10 protein-coding genes are annotated in these 14,874 nt (G+C 71.8%); 2 read left to right on the top strand and 8 right to left on the bottom strand.

Features of this window, described 5'->3' with window-relative positions:
* Positions 1-16: 16 nt before the first annotated feature.
* The 3 genes from ABEA87_RS03000 to ABEA87_RS03010 are packed head-to-tail and all read right to left on the bottom strand — an operon-like array spanning position 17 to position 2,879.
* Positions 17-661 carry a response regulator transcription factor gene (locus ABEA87_RS03000; RefSeq protein ID WP_345625826.1) on the bottom strand — a complete coding sequence of 215 codons (645 nt, stop codon included), beginning with the start codon at positions 659-661 and terminating at the stop codon, positions 17-19.
* Positions 625-2,022, bottom strand: coding sequence for a sensor histidine kinase (locus tag ABEA87_RS03005; RefSeq protein ID WP_345625828.1), 1,398 nt, complete (start codon positions 2,020-2,022; stop codon positions 625-627). The genes ABEA87_RS03000 and ABEA87_RS03005 overlap by 37 nt, the downstream gene beginning before the upstream one ends.
* Entirely contained in the window at positions 2,019-2,879 is an 861-nt protein-coding gene (locus ABEA87_RS03010; RefSeq protein WP_345625830.1) for a CPBP family intramembrane glutamic endopeptidase, read from the bottom strand. The genes ABEA87_RS03005 and ABEA87_RS03010 overlap by 4 nt, the downstream gene beginning before the upstream one ends.
* A 306-nt stretch (positions 2,880-3,185) precedes the next feature.
* On the opposite strand from ABEA87_RS03010, the gene ABEA87_RS03020 reads away from it, so the two are divergent.
* On the top strand, positions 3,186-7,310 hold the full coding sequence (locus tag ABEA87_RS03020; RefSeq protein ID WP_425570764.1) for a DUF7507 domain-containing protein: 4,125 nt from the start codon (positions 3,186-3,188) through the stop codon (positions 7,308-7,310).
* 126 nt (positions 7,311-7,436) lie between these two features.
* On the opposite strand, the gene ABEA87_RS03025 is transcribed toward ABEA87_RS03020, so the two are convergent.
* The 5 genes from ABEA87_RS03025 to ABEA87_RS03045 form a co-directional block, all read right to left on the bottom strand.
* Positions 7,437-8,426 (bottom strand): 2-hydroxyacid dehydrogenase, encoded by a 990-nt coding sequence (locus ABEA87_RS03025; RefSeq protein ID WP_345625832.1) that lies wholly within the window; start codon positions 8,424-8,426, stop codon positions 7,437-7,439.
* Positions 8,423-9,880, bottom strand: coding sequence for an FGGY-family carbohydrate kinase (locus ABEA87_RS03030; protein WP_345625834.1), 1,458 nt, complete (start codon positions 9,878-9,880; stop codon positions 8,423-8,425). Before ABEA87_RS03030 ends, ABEA87_RS03025 begins: the two co-directional genes overlap by 4 nt.
* 79 nt (positions 9,881-9,959) lie before the next feature.
* A complete protein-coding gene (locus tag ABEA87_RS03035) occupies positions 9,960-10,781 on the bottom strand; it encodes a DeoR/GlpR family DNA-binding transcription regulator (protein WP_345625836.1) in 822 nt (273 codons plus the stop codon).
* Positions 10,778-11,428 carry a histidine phosphatase family protein gene (locus ABEA87_RS03040; RefSeq protein WP_345625837.1) on the bottom strand — a complete coding sequence of 217 codons (651 nt, stop codon included), beginning with the start codon at positions 11,426-11,428 and terminating at the stop codon, positions 10,778-10,780. The genes ABEA87_RS03035 and ABEA87_RS03040 overlap by 4 nt, the downstream gene beginning before the upstream one ends.
* Entirely contained in the window at positions 11,425-12,948 is a 1,524-nt protein-coding gene (locus tag ABEA87_RS03045) for an FGGY-family carbohydrate kinase (RefSeq protein ID WP_345625839.1), read from the bottom strand. Before ABEA87_RS03045 ends, ABEA87_RS03040 begins: the two co-directional genes overlap by 4 nt.
* Positions 12,949-13,250: 302 nt before the next feature.
* Between ABEA87_RS03045 and ABEA87_RS03050 the strand changes: the two genes are divergently transcribed.
* On the top strand, positions 13,251-14,822 hold the full coding sequence (locus ABEA87_RS03050) for an ABC transporter substrate-binding protein (protein ID WP_345625841.1): 1,572 nt from the start codon (positions 13,251-13,253) through the stop codon (positions 14,820-14,822).
* Positions 14,823-14,874: the final 52 nt, after the last annotated feature.

The raw sequence follows: 14,874 nt of genomic DNA on the forward strand, positions 1-14,874 counted from the left end.
GGTGCGGCGCGCGGCCTCAGCGGTTGAGGTATGCCAGCACGGCCAGGACGCGGCGGTTGTCGTCGTTGGAGACCGGCAGGTCCAGCTTGGCGAAGATGCTGGCCGTGTGCTTGGTGACCGCGCTCTCGCTGATGTACAGCCGCTGGCTGATCGCCGAGTTGGACCGGCCCTCGGCCATCAGGCCGAGCACGTCACGCTCCCGGTCGGTGAGGGCATCGACGGTACCGCGGGCGGTGCTGCGCACCAGGAGGCGGGACACGACGTGGGGGTCCAGCACCGTACCCCCCGAGGCCACCTGGCGCACCGCCTCGACGAACCGGCCGGCGTCGGAGACCCGGTCCTTGAGCAGGTACCCGATCGCCCCGGCCTCGTCGGCGAGCAGCTCCCGCGCGTACAGCGGCTCGACGTACTGGGACAGCAGCAGGATCGGCAGGCCGGGACGCTCCTGGCGGGCGGCCAGCGCCGCCCGCAGCCCGTCGTCGGTGAACGACGGCGGGAGCCGGATGTCGACCACGGCGACGTCCGGGGCCTCGGTGCGCAGCGCGTGCAGCAGGGCGGGGCCGTCCTCGACGGCGGCGACGATGTCGAAGCCGTGCTCGCGCAGCAGGTGCGTCAGGCCGTCCCTCAGGAGGAAGAGGTCTTCGGCGATGACAACGCGCACGGGATCTCCATTCGAACGGTGGTGGGCCCGCCGGGCGGGCTGTCCAGGGCGAGGGTGCCGTCGAACGCGGCCAGCCGCCGGATGATCCCGCGCAGTCCGCTGCCGCGTGCGGGGTCCGCGCCGCCGCTGCCGTCGTCGGTCACCTCGATGCGCAGCCGGCCGGCGTCGTACCGCAGGTCGACGTCGATCCGCTTGGCGCCGGAGTGCTTGGCCGCGTTGGTCAGGACCTCGTTCACGGCGAAGTAGGCCGCCGCCTCCGTGGGTGGTGACAGCCGCGCCGGGATGGCGGCGTCGACCGTCACGTCCGGCACCATGTCCAGCGCCAGCGCGCGCACCGCGTCGGGCAGGCCCCGGTCGGCCAGCACCGGTGGGTGGATTCCCCGAACGAGGTCGCGCAGGTCCGCCAGCGCCGCCGACGATGCCTGCCGGGCCTGCAGGAGCAGGGCACGCGCCGAGTCCGGGTCGCGTTCCAGCTGCCGTTCGGCGGCGTCCAGGCTCATGCCCATGGCCACCAGCCGAGCCTGCGCCCCGTCGTGCAGGTCGCGCTCGATGCGGCGCAGCTCGGCGGCGGAGGCGTCGGTCACCTCGGTCCGGATGCCGTCGAGCTGCTCGACCCGGCGGGTCAGCTCGACGCGCTCCCGGGCCAGTTGGGCGCGCCCGGCGCCGAGCAGCCGCCGGGTGAGCCTCGCGTGGCAGCGCAGCCACCACGGACCCGACCAGACGCCGAGCGCGAGGAAGGCCAGGCCGAGCGGGATGGCCAGGATCGCGTTGGTCCAGCTGTCGACGTGGATGAACGCGTAGTAGTTGCCGTCGGCGAACGCGTGGATCGTCGCCCACAGGAACGGCTGCGCCAGCGCACCGAACACCCCGTAGAGGATGAGGCCGAACGGCACGATGGCCAGCACCGCGCCGCTGAGCGGGTCAATGGTCGCCCAGAGCACCTCCGCCCGGAACGCCGGGTCGGTGAGGATGGTCCGGCACAGCAGCAGCCGACCGACGAATCCGTCCCGTCGCGCGACCCAGGGCGGCAGCTGGCGCAGCTCCCCCAGTACTGCCTGCTCCGGTGCCGCCTGCTCCGGTGCCGCCTGCTCCGGCGCGGCGACCCCGTTCGGCGCTGCCGCCGCGAACCAGAGGTCCGCCCGGGCCCGGGAGCGGTTGGCGAGCGATCGCAGCCAGGTGGCCGCAGCCGGGAACCACGGCACGCCGGCCCCGACCGGAATCAGGATGGCGGCACCGGCCACGGCCAGCACCGCGACCCACCCGACGATCGCGGTGCCCACCAGTGACAGTCCCTCTGCCGGCGCCGCCAGACGCGACGGCAATCGCCGGATACCCGGGCCACCGCCCGTACCGTCTGTCATTGGCCCTCCCCCAGCCGACGCGTCCACGGCCAACCGCCGGCCGCACGCGCCCCCGCCACGACGAGCGCGGCGAGCACGCTGGCGGACGCGACGAGCACTTCCGCCCTCAGGTCACCGGTCTCCTCGGGCATCAGCAACAATAGGCCGAGATTGACCAGGGCATGGAAGCCGCCCGCGATGAGCAGGTGGCGCCCCCGAGCCCCTTCCAGCACGACCGCCAGGATGACGGACAGCGCGATGGCGGACGTCAGGAACGCGGCGGCGTAGGCCGGCCCGTAGCCGAACACCTGCACGTGCCAGAGGCCCCACAGCACACCCACGATCGTGCCGGAGGTCATCACCCCGTACCGGGTGCGCAGGTAGGGCTGGAGGAAGCAGCGCCAGCCGAACTCTTCGGCACAGGCGCCGAGCAGTTGAGCGGCGGCGATCACCCAGAACGGGTGGGGCAGCGCGCCCGGGTGCGTGTACTCCACGTCGGCGCCGAGCAACGCGTACGCGCCGATCGTGGCCGCGAAGATGCCGGCGCCGATCGCGACGATGGCGAGCAGCCGGACCAGTACCCGCCGGGACAGCCCCAGCCCCGCGGCCAGCGGCGGGCGCCAGCCTCGGCGCCAGACCAGCACCACGGCCAGCACGCCCAGCACCGGTCCGAACTGGGTGAGCTCGATGACCACGGGGTCCACCCGCAGCAGCGGCTGCATGAGCCCGAGCGCCCCGGCGCCCAGCATCGTCACGAGGTAGTACAGGCCGATCACGGCCGCCATGCGCGGGGCTCGCCGTGCCGGCACCGTGGGCTCGGGGCGCGGTACCGGGTCGCGGTCGGCGGTCGGCGCCGTCAGGAGGTTTTCAGCGTTCACGCCCTCGACAATGCCGGCCGGACGCCACGGCGACGATGGAGTCAGCTGCCGAACAGGGGTGTACCTGTCTACACCTCCGGTCGGCGGCGAGGCACGCCCGCCGAGGTGCCGTGACCCAGCGCCGCGATCCACGAGACGTTCTCTGGTTCGTGGGAAGACGCGACGCGGAGACCGGGCGGTGGTGGTCCGGCGTTCTCCGACTCACTCGATTAGGCTAAATAACCCCATTACTGGCTTCTTTGGACAAATACTTGCTTCTATCTCTTCGTCTGGTTGTACGGAGACTGGAGTGGAATGAGCCGATTGATGGCCGCCGCGAGGCGTAGCGCCCCGGCAGCGACGGTCCTGAGCCTGCTGGCTGGTCTGGCCCTGGCGGTCCCCCCGGCCGCACCGGAAGGACGGGCGGACCGCGGCGCACTAAGCCAAGCGGCGCTCACGTCCGTGGGGCCCGTCAATCCGGTGGCGCCCGCGCTGAGTTTCGGCGTGATGACCGAGGGCAACGCCAACGTCGTCAACGACGAGAACGAAGGCACCATGGCGGTGGGCGGCGATCTCACCTTCGGCAACTACCAACTGGCCGGAAACTCGTCCGGTTCGTTCGTGGTGCCGGGCGACGCCAACCCCAGCGCGCTGGTCGTGGGCGGATCGGTGAACTTCGCCGGCAGCGTGCCGGGTAGCCGTCTCCAGATACTCAGCGGCGGGTACGCCAAGGTCGGCAACCTCACCGGGACCTTCGTGCGCGACACCGACAACAACTCGGCAGCGGTCAACACCCGCATCCTGCCGGCGAACAACTACGACGCGTTCCCCCGGGTCGAACTGACGACCAGGCAGCCGGTGCCGAGCGTCGGGCCGACCTCGCCAATCAACTTCGGCGCCGCCTTCAGCACCTTCCGCACCACGTCCACCAGCCTGGGCACCTGCGGCAACACCGTGGTGCTGCGCAACCCCAACGGCGACGTGCTGCCCCGGCCGATCCCGCCGGGCAGCAACGCGGTCGTCACGCTCGACCCCGGCGTCACCAACGTGCTCAACCTGAGCGCCGCCGACCTCAACAACATCGCCATTCTCACCTTCGCCAACCAGCCCAACCCCACCACACCCCTGCTGGTCAACGTCGACACCAGCGGCGTGGGCAACAACTACGCCTGGACCGTCCCGAACATGTCGGGTATCGGCGGCACCCAGGCCCAGTACGTCATGTTCAATTTCCCGACCGCGACCACGCTGACGCTCACCGCCGCATCGGCGACCGTCGAGGGCACCATCTACGCCCCCAACGCCGCGCTGATCGACGTGTCCCCCACCAACACCGAGGGCAGCATCATCACCCGCACCCTCGACCACCGGGGTGGCGAGATCCATTACTTTCCGTTCAGCACGACGCTGTCCTGCGGCGGGGCGCCCCCGGCGAGCATAGCGGTGGTCAAGTCCTCGACCACGACCTCAATCAGCACCGTGGGCCAGCAGGTGCCGTACTCGTTCTGGGTCGCGAACAACGGCGAAGTGCCGCTGACCAACGTGAACCTGACCGACACCCAGACCCCGCCGTCCTCGAACGCGAACCTGGGGCCGATCGCCTGCCCGTCGACCACCCTCGCCCCCGGCGAGTCCATGACCTGTACCGCCACCTACACCGTGACCCAGGCCGACCTGGACAACGATTCGCTGTCGGACACCGCCATCGCCCACGGCACCCCGACCGGGACGACGACACCGATCGACTCGCCGCCCTCGGACCTGACCATCCCGGCCGCGCCCCTGACGGCGAGCATCTCGCTCGTGAAGTCCTCGACCACCAGAGCCATCGTCACGGTGGGGCAGCAGGTGCCGTACTCGTTCCTGGTGACCAACACCGGCGGCCTGACCCTGAACAGCGTCAACGTGACCGATACCCAGACCCCGCCGTCGTCCAACGCCAACCTGGGACCGATCACCTGCCCCGCGACCACCCTGGCGCCGGGCGCGTCCACCACCTGCACCGCCACCTACACCGTGACCCAGGCCGACCTGGACAACGACGCGGTGTCGGACACCGCCATCGCCCGCGGCACCCCGACCGGGACGACGACGCCGATCGACTCGCCGCCCTCGGACCTCACCATCGAGGCCGCGCCCCTGATCGCGCAGATCGCCGTGATGAAGTCGTCCAGCACCGCCACCATCACCGCCGTCGGCCAGCAGGTGCCCTACTCGTTCCTGGTCGTCAACGTCGGCAACCGCACGCTCGGCAGCGTGAACGTGACCGACACCCAGACCCCGCCGTCGTCCAACGTCAACCTGGGCCCGATCACCTGCCCCGCGACCACCCTGGCCCCGGGCGAGTCCACCACCTGCACCGCCACCTACACCGTGACCCAGGCCGACCTGGACAACGGCTCGCTGTCGGACACCGTGATCGCCCACGGCACCCCGAACAGCGGTCCGACGGTGGACTCCGGGCCATCGCAGCTGACCATCCCCGCGACGGCGCCACAGGCCGAGATCACGGTCGCGAAGTCGTCCACGACCAGGGTCATCGGCACGGTCGGGCAGCAGGTGCCGTACACCTTCTGGGTGGTGAACACCGGCGGCGTGACGCTGAACAACGTCAGCGTGACCGACACCCAGACTCCGCCGTCGTCCAACGCCAACCTGGGACCGATCACCTGCCCATCGACCACGCTGGCCCCGTCCGAATTGGTGGTCTGCACCGCGACGTACACGGTGACCCAGGCAGACCTGGACAACGAATCACTGGCCGATGTCGCGGTGGCACACGGCACCCCCACCGGCACGACCACCCCGATCGACTCGCCGCCGGCCGACCTGGACATCCCGGCCGCCGGCCTGGTCGCCGACATCACGGTGGTCAAGACCTCCACCACGAACGCCATCACGACGGTCGGCCAGCAGGTGCCGTACACGTTTCGGGTGGTGAACACCGGCAGCCTGACCCTCAACAACGTCAACGTGACCGACACCCAGACCCCGCCGTCGTCCAACGCCAACCTGGGACCGATCACCTGCCTGGCCACGAGCCTGGCCCCGGGCGTGTCCACCACGTGTAGCGCCACGTACACGATCACCCAGGCCGACCTGGACAACGAATTGCTGGCCGATGTGGCGGTGGCGCACGGCACGCCCACCGGTACGACCACCCCGATCGACTCGCCGCCGGCCGACCTGGACATCCCGGCCGCCGGCCTGGTCGCCGACATCACGGTGGTCAAGACCTCCACCACGGCCGCGGTCACGGCGGTGGGGCAGCAGGTGCCCTACGCGTTCCAGGTCGTCAACACCGGCGGCCTGACCCTGACCGGGGTCGCCGTGAACGACATCCCGCTGACCCCGGCGCTACGCGGATCCCTCGGGCCGATCACCTGCGGCCCGACCGACATCCCGAACGGCCAGGTCAGCCTGGCACCGGGTGAGACGATCGAGTGCCGGGCCACCTACACGGTGACCCAGAACGACTTCGACCACACGATGATCTCGGACGTGGCGACGGCGACGGGCATCCCACCGTCGGGACCGGCACCGGTGTCGCCACCGTCGGCGGTGAACATCCCGGTTTTCCGTCCGGCGATCGCCCTCACCAAGTCCGTCGATCCGGGCACCGTGCACCGCGCCGGTGACCACGTCACGTACACCTTCCTCGTCAGCAATACCGGAACCACCGTGCTGCGTCAGGTCGCCATCGACGAGACGTCCTTCTCGGGTACCGGGGCGCTGGGCCCGATCACGTGCGGAGCCCCGCCGGTACCCAGCGGCAGCGTGGCGCTGACCGCCGGCGCGAGCGTGGCCTGCACCGCGGACTACGCCGTCACGCAGGCCGACATCGACGCCGGGAGCGTGGCGAACACCGCGGTCGCCATCGGTACCCCGCCGGACATCCCGGGCCAGCCACCCTCGCAGCCGGTGCGCTCCAACCCGTCCTCGGCGGTGGTGACGGGGGCGTACGCCACCTCGATCACCGTGCGGAAGTCCTCGACCACCACGGAGATCAACGCGCCGGGCCAGCGGGTCCCGTTCACCTACACCGTCACGAACACCGGCGACGCCACCCTGACCGGTGTACGGGTGGACGACACGTTGACCGCCCCGGCGCAGGCGACCGACCTCGGACCGATCACCTGCGGCCCGACGGGTATCGCGAACGGATCGGTCACCCTGGCCGCCGGGGCGTCGATCACCTGCCAGGCCAGCTACACGGTGTCCAAGGCAGACTACTCGCGGCAGTCGCTGCGGGATGTCGCGACGGTGACCGGGACGCCGCCGTCCGGCCCCCCGGTGACCTCACCGGAGTCCGTCCTGACGATCCCGGTCAAGGGCAAGCTGCCGATCACCGGCTACCGGTACCTGTCCGGCTCGATCCTCGGCGGCCTGGCGTCGCTCGTCGTCGGCGCGGGGTTGGTGCTGCTGGTCCGGCGGCGCAGGGCGCACGCCTGATGTAGGCGCACGCCTGACGTAGGGCGCACGCCTGACGTAGGGCGCGATCCAGCCGACGCACGCTGACATCGCCGGGTCCGGTGGCACACCGGGCCCGGCGGTCGGGCCCGGCGGTCGTAGGCGCGGTCAGCGACTGAGGTAGTCGGCCACCGCGTCGGCGGCGAGCGAGGCCGCCCGGATCGCGGTCTGCCGCGTGGCGCCGGCCAGATGCGGGGTCAGCACCACCCGGGGCGCGGTGCGGATCCGGGACGCGGCCGGCAGCGGCTCCGCGTCGAAGACGTCGAACGCGGCCGCGCCGAGCCGTCCCGACTCCAGCGCGTCGGCGATCGCCTCGTAGTCGAGCAGCCCGCCGCGCGCGGTGTTCACCACTACCGCGCCCTCGGGCAGCAGCGCCAGTTCCCGGGCGCCGATGATGCGCTCGGTCTCGGCGGTCAGCCGCGCGTGCAGGCTCACCACCGAGGAGCGTTCCAGCAGCGAGTCCAGGTCGGTTACCCGGGCACCGTCCAAGGTGGACGGGTCGGCGTACGGGTCGTACACCAGCACCTCGGCGTCGAAGGCACGCAGTATCCGACCCACCCGCCGCCCGATCGCCCCGTACCCGATCAACCCCACCGTGGCACCGGCCAGCTCGCCACCGACCTCGTCGAGCGCGTACAGGTCGCTGCGCCACTGCCCGGCCAGCACCGTGGCGTGCAGCTCCGGCAGCCGGCGCAGGGCGGCGAGCAGCAGGGCCACGGTGTGCTCGGCCGCGGCGACCGCGTTGCGGCCGGGCGTGGAGCGGACCTCGATTCCGCGCTCCGCGGCGGCGTCGAGGTTGACGTTGACCGGGCCGCCCCGGCAGACCACGATGAGCTTGAGCGCGTCGGCGGCGGCCAGCACGCGGCGGGTGAACGGGCCCATCTGCGTGATCGCGATCTGGACGCCGGGCAGCGCGGCGATCAGCTCGTCCTCGGTATCGGACGCCTCATCGACCTCGGCGACGGGACCGAACGGGACCAGCGGCCACGGCCCGGTCAGCGGGTGGAGGTCCAGTCCCCCGCCGATCCGGGCGTGCAGCGCCTCGGTAACCAGCTCGGGCGTCACGAAATGGTCTCCGGCGACCAGGATGCGCGTCACGGAATGCTCTCCTTCGAGGGTGAGTGTGCCCAGCCGGCCCGGGCCTGCGCCAAGTGGTCCAGGTAGCGGGCGTAGCCGTCCTGGTACCGGCCGGCGGTGGCCGGGTCCGGCTCGTACGTGTGACCGGTGGGCGCGTGGGCCAGCGGTGGCTCCCCGATGACGCGCAGCGCGGCGAGCGCCGCGCCCCGGGCTCCGGTCTCGTCGTCGGTCAGCACCCGCACCGGGCGGCCCAGCACGTCGGCGAAGATCTGCGCCCAGCCGGCGGAGCGTACGCCGCCACCGCACGCGGTGACCTCGCCGGTCAGGCCCGCCTCGGTCAGGCAGTGCCGGGCGCTGTAGGCGATCGCCTCGGCGGTCGCCCGGACCAGGTCGGGGGCCTCGGTACCCAGATGCATCCCGTCGATGCGGGCCCGGGCGTTCGGCTCCACGAACGGCGCCCGCTCGCCGGCCTCGGCGAAGAACGGCAGCACGGTCAGCCCGTCGGCGCGCCCGGTGGACAGCAGCGCGGGCAGCCGGTCGATGCCGACGCCGACCAGCCGCAGCACCCAGTCCAGCGCGGCGGTGCCGACCATCGCCGGCAGGGCTCGCAGCCACCGCCCGGCTTCCCAGGTGGAGATGGTGAGCCCGCTCGGCTCGCCGCCGGTATCGACCCGGTCCCGCAGCACCTGACAGGCCAGCGTGGTGCCCACGATGAGCAGCCCGTCGCCGGTCGCCGACACGCCGGCACCCCAGGCGCTGGCCGGCAGGTCGTACGGTCCGGCGATGACCGGGGTTCCCGCCGGCAGCCCGGTGCCGCTGGCCCGCAGTTCGCCGGCTGGCTGGCTGCGCACCGGTGCCAGCAGGTGCCGCCAGCGGGCCAGCCCGAGCAGGTCAAGCACGGACGCGTCATAGTCCCGGGTGTGCGGGTCGAGAAACGGCAGCGACGCGTCGGAGACATCGGTCGCCCGTACCCCGGTCAGCCGCTGCAGCACGACGTCCTTGCAGTAGCCGGCGGTGGCCGCGGCGGCCAGGTCACCGGGCTCGTGGGCGTCGAGCCAGGCGAGCAGCGGCCCGGCCGACCCCGAGAACATCAGGCCGCCGGTGCGCCGATACGCCGCCACCAGCCTGCCGTCGGCCGACCAGTCCGACACGATCGGCGCGGCCCGCGCGTCCAGCCAGGACATCGCCGGACGCACCGGGCGGCCGTGCGGGTCCACCAGCCACAGCCCGTCGCCCTGCCCGGTCACCCCGACCGCCAGGGCTCGACGGCCGGCCAGCCGGGCGGCGAGTGCGGCGAGCACCTCCACGACGGAGGCGACCACCTGGTCGGTGTCCTGCTCGTACCGCCCGGGTGCGGGCCGGTTCAGCTGGGTCGGCCGGGCGATGCGGCACAGCTGGGTGCCGTCGATGCCGAACGCGACCGCCTTGGTCACCGTCGTACCGGCGTCGACCCCGATCACGTACGGCGCGTCCAAGCCCGCCTGCGTCGCGGCCCGGGCGCGGTTACGCTCACGGGCGCGGCCACGCTCATGGTCGGCTGGCGGCATGGACGGCTCAGACGGCGACGTAGGCAACGGCGTTCTCCCGCATCTCCAGCAGCGCGTCCTCGGGTGCCTTGGTGTCGGTCACGACCAGGTCGACGTCGCTGAGCGGGGCGAGCCGGTGCAGGGCGGCCTTGCCGAGCTTGGTGTGGTCGACCATCAGCACCGAGCGCCGCGCCGCCGCGATCATCGCCCGTTTGACCAGAACGATCTCTTGTTCCTGGTGGTAGGCGTAGTTGCCGGAGACCGCCGAGGTGGAGGCGAACAGCATGTCGACCCGCAGCGCCTCGATCGCCTCGATGCAGGGCACGCCGAGAAAGGAGTCGTGGGTCGGCGCGTACTCGCCGCCGAGCGCGATCAAGCGGATGCCGCGAACCCCGGTCAGCAGCTTGATGGTCTCCAGGAAGTTGGTGATGACGGTCAGCGGGGTGAGATCCTCCAGCAGCCGGGCCAGTTCCAGCGTGGTGGTGGAGTCGTCCAGCATCACCGCCATCCCCGGTTCGATCAGGGTTCGCGCGTGCCTGGCCATTGCCGCCTTGGCGTCGCGGCCAGCCCGCAACCGGTACGCCACGTTGCTCTCGAACACGCTGGACGCCTGCGCGCTGACCCCGCCGCGGTAGCGGCGCACCACGCCGCGGCGCTCCAGCTCGTCCAGGTCACGGTGCACGGTCATCTGGCTGACGTGGAACATCTCGGCGAGTTCGTTGGCGGAGATGGAGCCGTGCTGCACCACGTACTCCGCGATCTCGGACTGGCGCTGTCCGGGCCGGTTGCGCCGGACGCCCGGCGCGCTCGTGTCGGCGACGTCGTCGCCGGGCCGTTGCTCGGTGGTCATGGCGTCGATCCTGACCGGACGGGAACGTTGAACGCCAGCAGCGCGACCGGTTCCTCGGGTCGCGAAGGGTATCGCAGGGCGGTCGCGGCCACCGGATCCAGCCGGGGCAGCCGGCGCCGGTAGTCGCGCAGCGGCAGGCCGAGCACGGCGCACAGGTGCAGCCGGATGATCGTGCTGTGCGCGATCACCAGGATCGGCGCGTCGGCCGGCGTCGCCGCGTCCCCGGTGCCGGCATCGACCAGGTCACCGAGGGCGGCGGCGAACCGGGCGGCGGCCTGCGCCGGTGCCTCGCCGCCGGGAAAGTGGCCGGCCACCGGGTCGGCCTCGAACCGGTCCGCCACGTCGGGATCGGCCGCGCGGACTTCCGCCAGGGTGCACCCTTCGGCGTCGCCGAAGTCGAGCTCGGCGAGCCGGGCGTCGACCAGCGGAGCAAGGCCCAGCGCGTGCGCGGTGGGCGCCGCGGTCTGCCGCGCTCGCAGCAACGGCGAGCAGGCCACCGTGGTGAAGCCGTGATCGCGCGCCCAGCCGGGCAGCGCCGCGGCCTGCCGCTGCCCCTGTTCGTCCAGCGGCAGGTCGCTGCGCCCGGTGTAGCGGTTGGGCTGGTGCCAGGCGGTGCGGCCGTGCCGGACGAGGACAACGGTGGTCATGTCAGCTCCTGGGCGTAGCGCGCGAGGTCATCGGAGATCCAGCCGCGGGCGGCGAGCGCGTCGAGGAACCGGCGGTAGGTATCCGCGAACCGGGCGGCGGCGCCTGGCCGCGGCTCGACGGTGCGGCTCGCGCGCACCATGCGCCGCGCGGTCTCGGTGAGCGGTCCGTCCCCGGCGGCCGCCACCACGGCCATCCCGAACGCGGGCTCCGGGCAGTCGGGCAGCCGGACGGCGCGACCGAGGATGTCGGCGCGCAGCTGCGTCCAGTACGGGCTGGCGGTGGCACCACCGGTCAGGAACAGCGCCCCGGTCACGTCCGCGCCGAGCCGGCGCAGCACCGCGTAGCACAGCCGCTCCACGTACGCGACGCTCTGCAGCACGGCCGCGTACCGGTCGGAGCCGTCGACCAGCCCGCCGATCTCGAACGGTTCGGCGTCGGGGCGCACGAACGGGAAGCGCTCACCGGTGGCGGTCAGCGGGTATACCAGGCGGTCGGCCGGCTCGTGCCGGGCCGCGTCGGCATCGGCCCGCTCGTGGTCCACGCCGGGGAACCAGGCGGCGAGGGCACCGGCGCCGATGTTCGACGCGCCACCGGGCAGCCAGCCGCCGTCCGGATGTCGGTGCGAATACACCGCGCCGTCGGGGTCGGCCAGCCGCCGCTCGGTCACTCCCTTGAGTACCAGCGTGGTGCCCAGCACCGAGTTCCAGGCGCCCGGGCGCAACGCGCCCGCGGCCACCTGGGCGGCGCACCCGTCGGTGAGGCCGGCCCGGATCGGCGTGCCGGCGGGCAGACCGGTGTGCCGCGCGCCGTCCCGGCCGACCGTGCCGATGGCGCTGCCCGGCCGCACCACCGCGGGCAGCACCATCGGGTCGATGCCGAGCCGGTCGAGCACGTCGGCCGGCCAGGCACCGAGGTCGCAGTCGTACCCGGTCTTCAGCGCGTTGCTCCAGTCGGTGGCCACCGGCCCGCCGTGCAGCCGGGAGGCCAGGTAGTCCGCGCAGTGCAGCAGCCGCAGCCGACCGTCGGCCAGCCCGGCGCGTATCGGCGGGCTCGCCTGCTGGGCCAGCCACAGCAGCTTGGGCAGTGCCCAGGCGGGCTGGATCGCGTAGCCGAGGGCGGTCCACCGCTCGGAACCGGCCGCCTGCACCTGCGCGGCCTGCGCCACGGCGCGGGCATCGTCGTACATCAGCGCGGGCGTGCATGGCGAGCCCGCTTCGTCGGCCAACAGGAAGGTGCCGGAGGTCGCCGCGATCGCGACCCCGGCGATGCGCGAGGCACTCGAGGCCTGGCCGGCGCCGGCCAGGGCGGCGGTCGCCTCGCGGCATGCCGAGCCGAACGCGTCCCACCAGTCCTCCGGCCGCTGCCAGTGCCGCGACCCGGCGGCGCGCTGGCTGTGCAGCCGGCTGGTGCCGCGGCCCACCTCACGACCGGTACCGTCCGCGATGAGGACTCGCAGGCTCTGCGTACCGACGTCGACACCGACCCACAACGCGGCGTGCTCCGCATCGACCGTACGCATGAGTGAGACAGCCTCCAGAGCCGGAGTTCGTATCAGGGATGGCGTTAACTTAACACAACGTCTTAACCAGATACCAGGGCCGCAGCTCCGGGAATCCGGGGCGCCATAAGCACTTTCCCGCCATCTGCCAGGCCAACGTATCTTGTCAACGCCGGAAACCTCGTGTTAACTAGCCCGCGAATCGAACACTCGGATTTAACAGATCTCACAGTAAGACCTGACGCTCCGCTGCTAAACATCTCTTCGACCATTCGCTGACGCCCCTCGCGGCGTTTGCCGAGATCGCATAGCCAGGAGGCCTCGTGTCACCGACTTCCGCAGCCATCAGTCGACGTTCACTGCTCGCCGGCGTGGCCGGTCTCGGCGGTGCCACCCTGCTCGCGGGCTGTCGCCGCCCCGGTACGTCGGCCATCGGCGGCACCACCTCACCCAAGCCGGGTGGCACCGCGGTGCTCGCCCAGTCCGCGGACATCGCACCGACCTCCGTGCTGGCACAGAACCTGCCGAACCTGGTACTGCAGCGGCTGGTCTGGAACACCCTCACCGAGTACGACCACAAGACGCTGACGCCGAAGCCGTCGCTGGCCACCGACTGGTCGTGGTCGGCCGACCGCCGCACGCTGACCGTCAACCTGCGCTCGGACGTGACCTTCCACTCTGGACGCCCGTTCGGGCCCAAGGACGTGGTCGACGCCATCGAACGCCAGGCCAGCCCGCCGACCGGGCTGACCGCCGGGCAGCTCAAGGCCGCCGCCGCGGCGGTCACCGGCGTCGAGGCCACCGGCGCCAACCAGGTCACCATCCACCTGTCGCACCCGGTCACCAACTTCTTCGACCTGTTCGAGGCGATGTACATCCTGGACAGCGAGTCCATCAGCGACCTGGTCGCCGGCACCTCGTTCGTCGGCACCGGCCCGTTCCGCTTCGGCTCACGCTCGCCCGGGGTGTCCCTGTCCCTCAAGAAGAACGACAAGTACTGGCAAAGCGGCCGGCCATACCTGGACGGCGTGGAGATCAGGGTGGTGTCCCAGCCCGACGCGATGGTCTCGGCGCTGCGCTCGGCGCAGATCCACCTCGCGTCGAACCTGCCGGGCAGCACGGTGGAGACGCTGCGCGACAACAAGTCGCTGGTCGTCACCGCGCTGGACACCCAGGACGCGTGCTGGTATGTGGGCTGCAACGTCAGCATCAAGCCGCTGGACAACAAGACGGTCCGCCAGGCCGTCGCCTACGGGGTGGACCGCCAGAAGGTGCTGGCCGACGCGCTCGGCGGCATCGGCAAGGTGACCAGCATCCCGTGGTCGAGCACGTCGCCGGCCTACGACAGCGCCCACGCGGGCACCTACAGCTTCAACCCGCAGAAGGCGAAGTCGCTGCTGGCCAGCGCCGGCGCGACCGGCACCGCGTTGCACATCGCGGTCAACGCCGGCCAGTCGGTCACCCGCGGCATCGCCGAGGCGCTGCAGTATTCGCTGCAGCAGTCCGGGTTCACCGTGACCATCGACTCGTTGCAGGACGCCGACTTCACCGCCAGGCTCACCGGGGCGAAGATGCCCGGGCTGTGGGTCGCCTCCCACGGCTTCGGCCAGATGAGCCCGGCGACCCTGCTCACCGGCGCGTACCCGTTCAACTCGGCGAAGAACGCCTCCAACTTCGTCGACCCGCAATATGCCACCCTGGCCGGCTCGGTGTTCGAGGCCGCCTCCGACGCGGCGGCGAAGTCCGCCTACTCCGACGTCACCGGGTACCTGCTCGACCAGCAGTTCGTGGTGGACATGGTCAGCAGCAGCTACACGTACGTCACGCAGTCCCTGCAGGGCATCGGCTACACCATGCTGGACTTCCTCAACCTGGACGACGCATATGTCGCCTGATACGACGCATACGCCGCCTGATACGACGCATCTGCCGCCTGGTACGACGCAT

Source organism: Rugosimonospora acidiphila (assembly GCF_039543385.1).
Taxonomy (GTDB): domain Bacteria; phylum Actinomycetota; class Actinomycetes; order Mycobacteriales; family Micromonosporaceae; genus Rugosimonospora; species Rugosimonospora acidiphila.

Coding starts and splice junctions, on each gene's coding strand:
- ABEA87_RS03005 (WP_345625828.1), bottom strand. CDS start 2,022: ATGACAGACGGTACGGGCGGTGGCCCGGGTATCCGGCGATTGCCGTCG.
- ABEA87_RS03020 (WP_425570764.1), top strand. CDS start 3,186: ATGGCCGCCGCGAGGCGTAGCGCCCCGGCAGCGACGGTCCTGAGCCTG.
- ABEA87_RS03035 (WP_345625836.1), bottom strand. CDS start 10,781: ATGACCACCGAGCAACGGCCCGGCGACGACGTCGCCGACACGAGCGCG.
- ABEA87_RS03040 (WP_345625837.1), bottom strand. CDS start 11,428: ATGACCACCGTTGTCCTCGTCCGGCACGGCCGCACCGCCTGGCACCAG.
- ABEA87_RS03045 (WP_345625839.1), bottom strand. CDS start 12,948: ATGCGTACGGTCGATGCGGAGCACGCCGCGTTGTGGGTCGGTGTCGAC.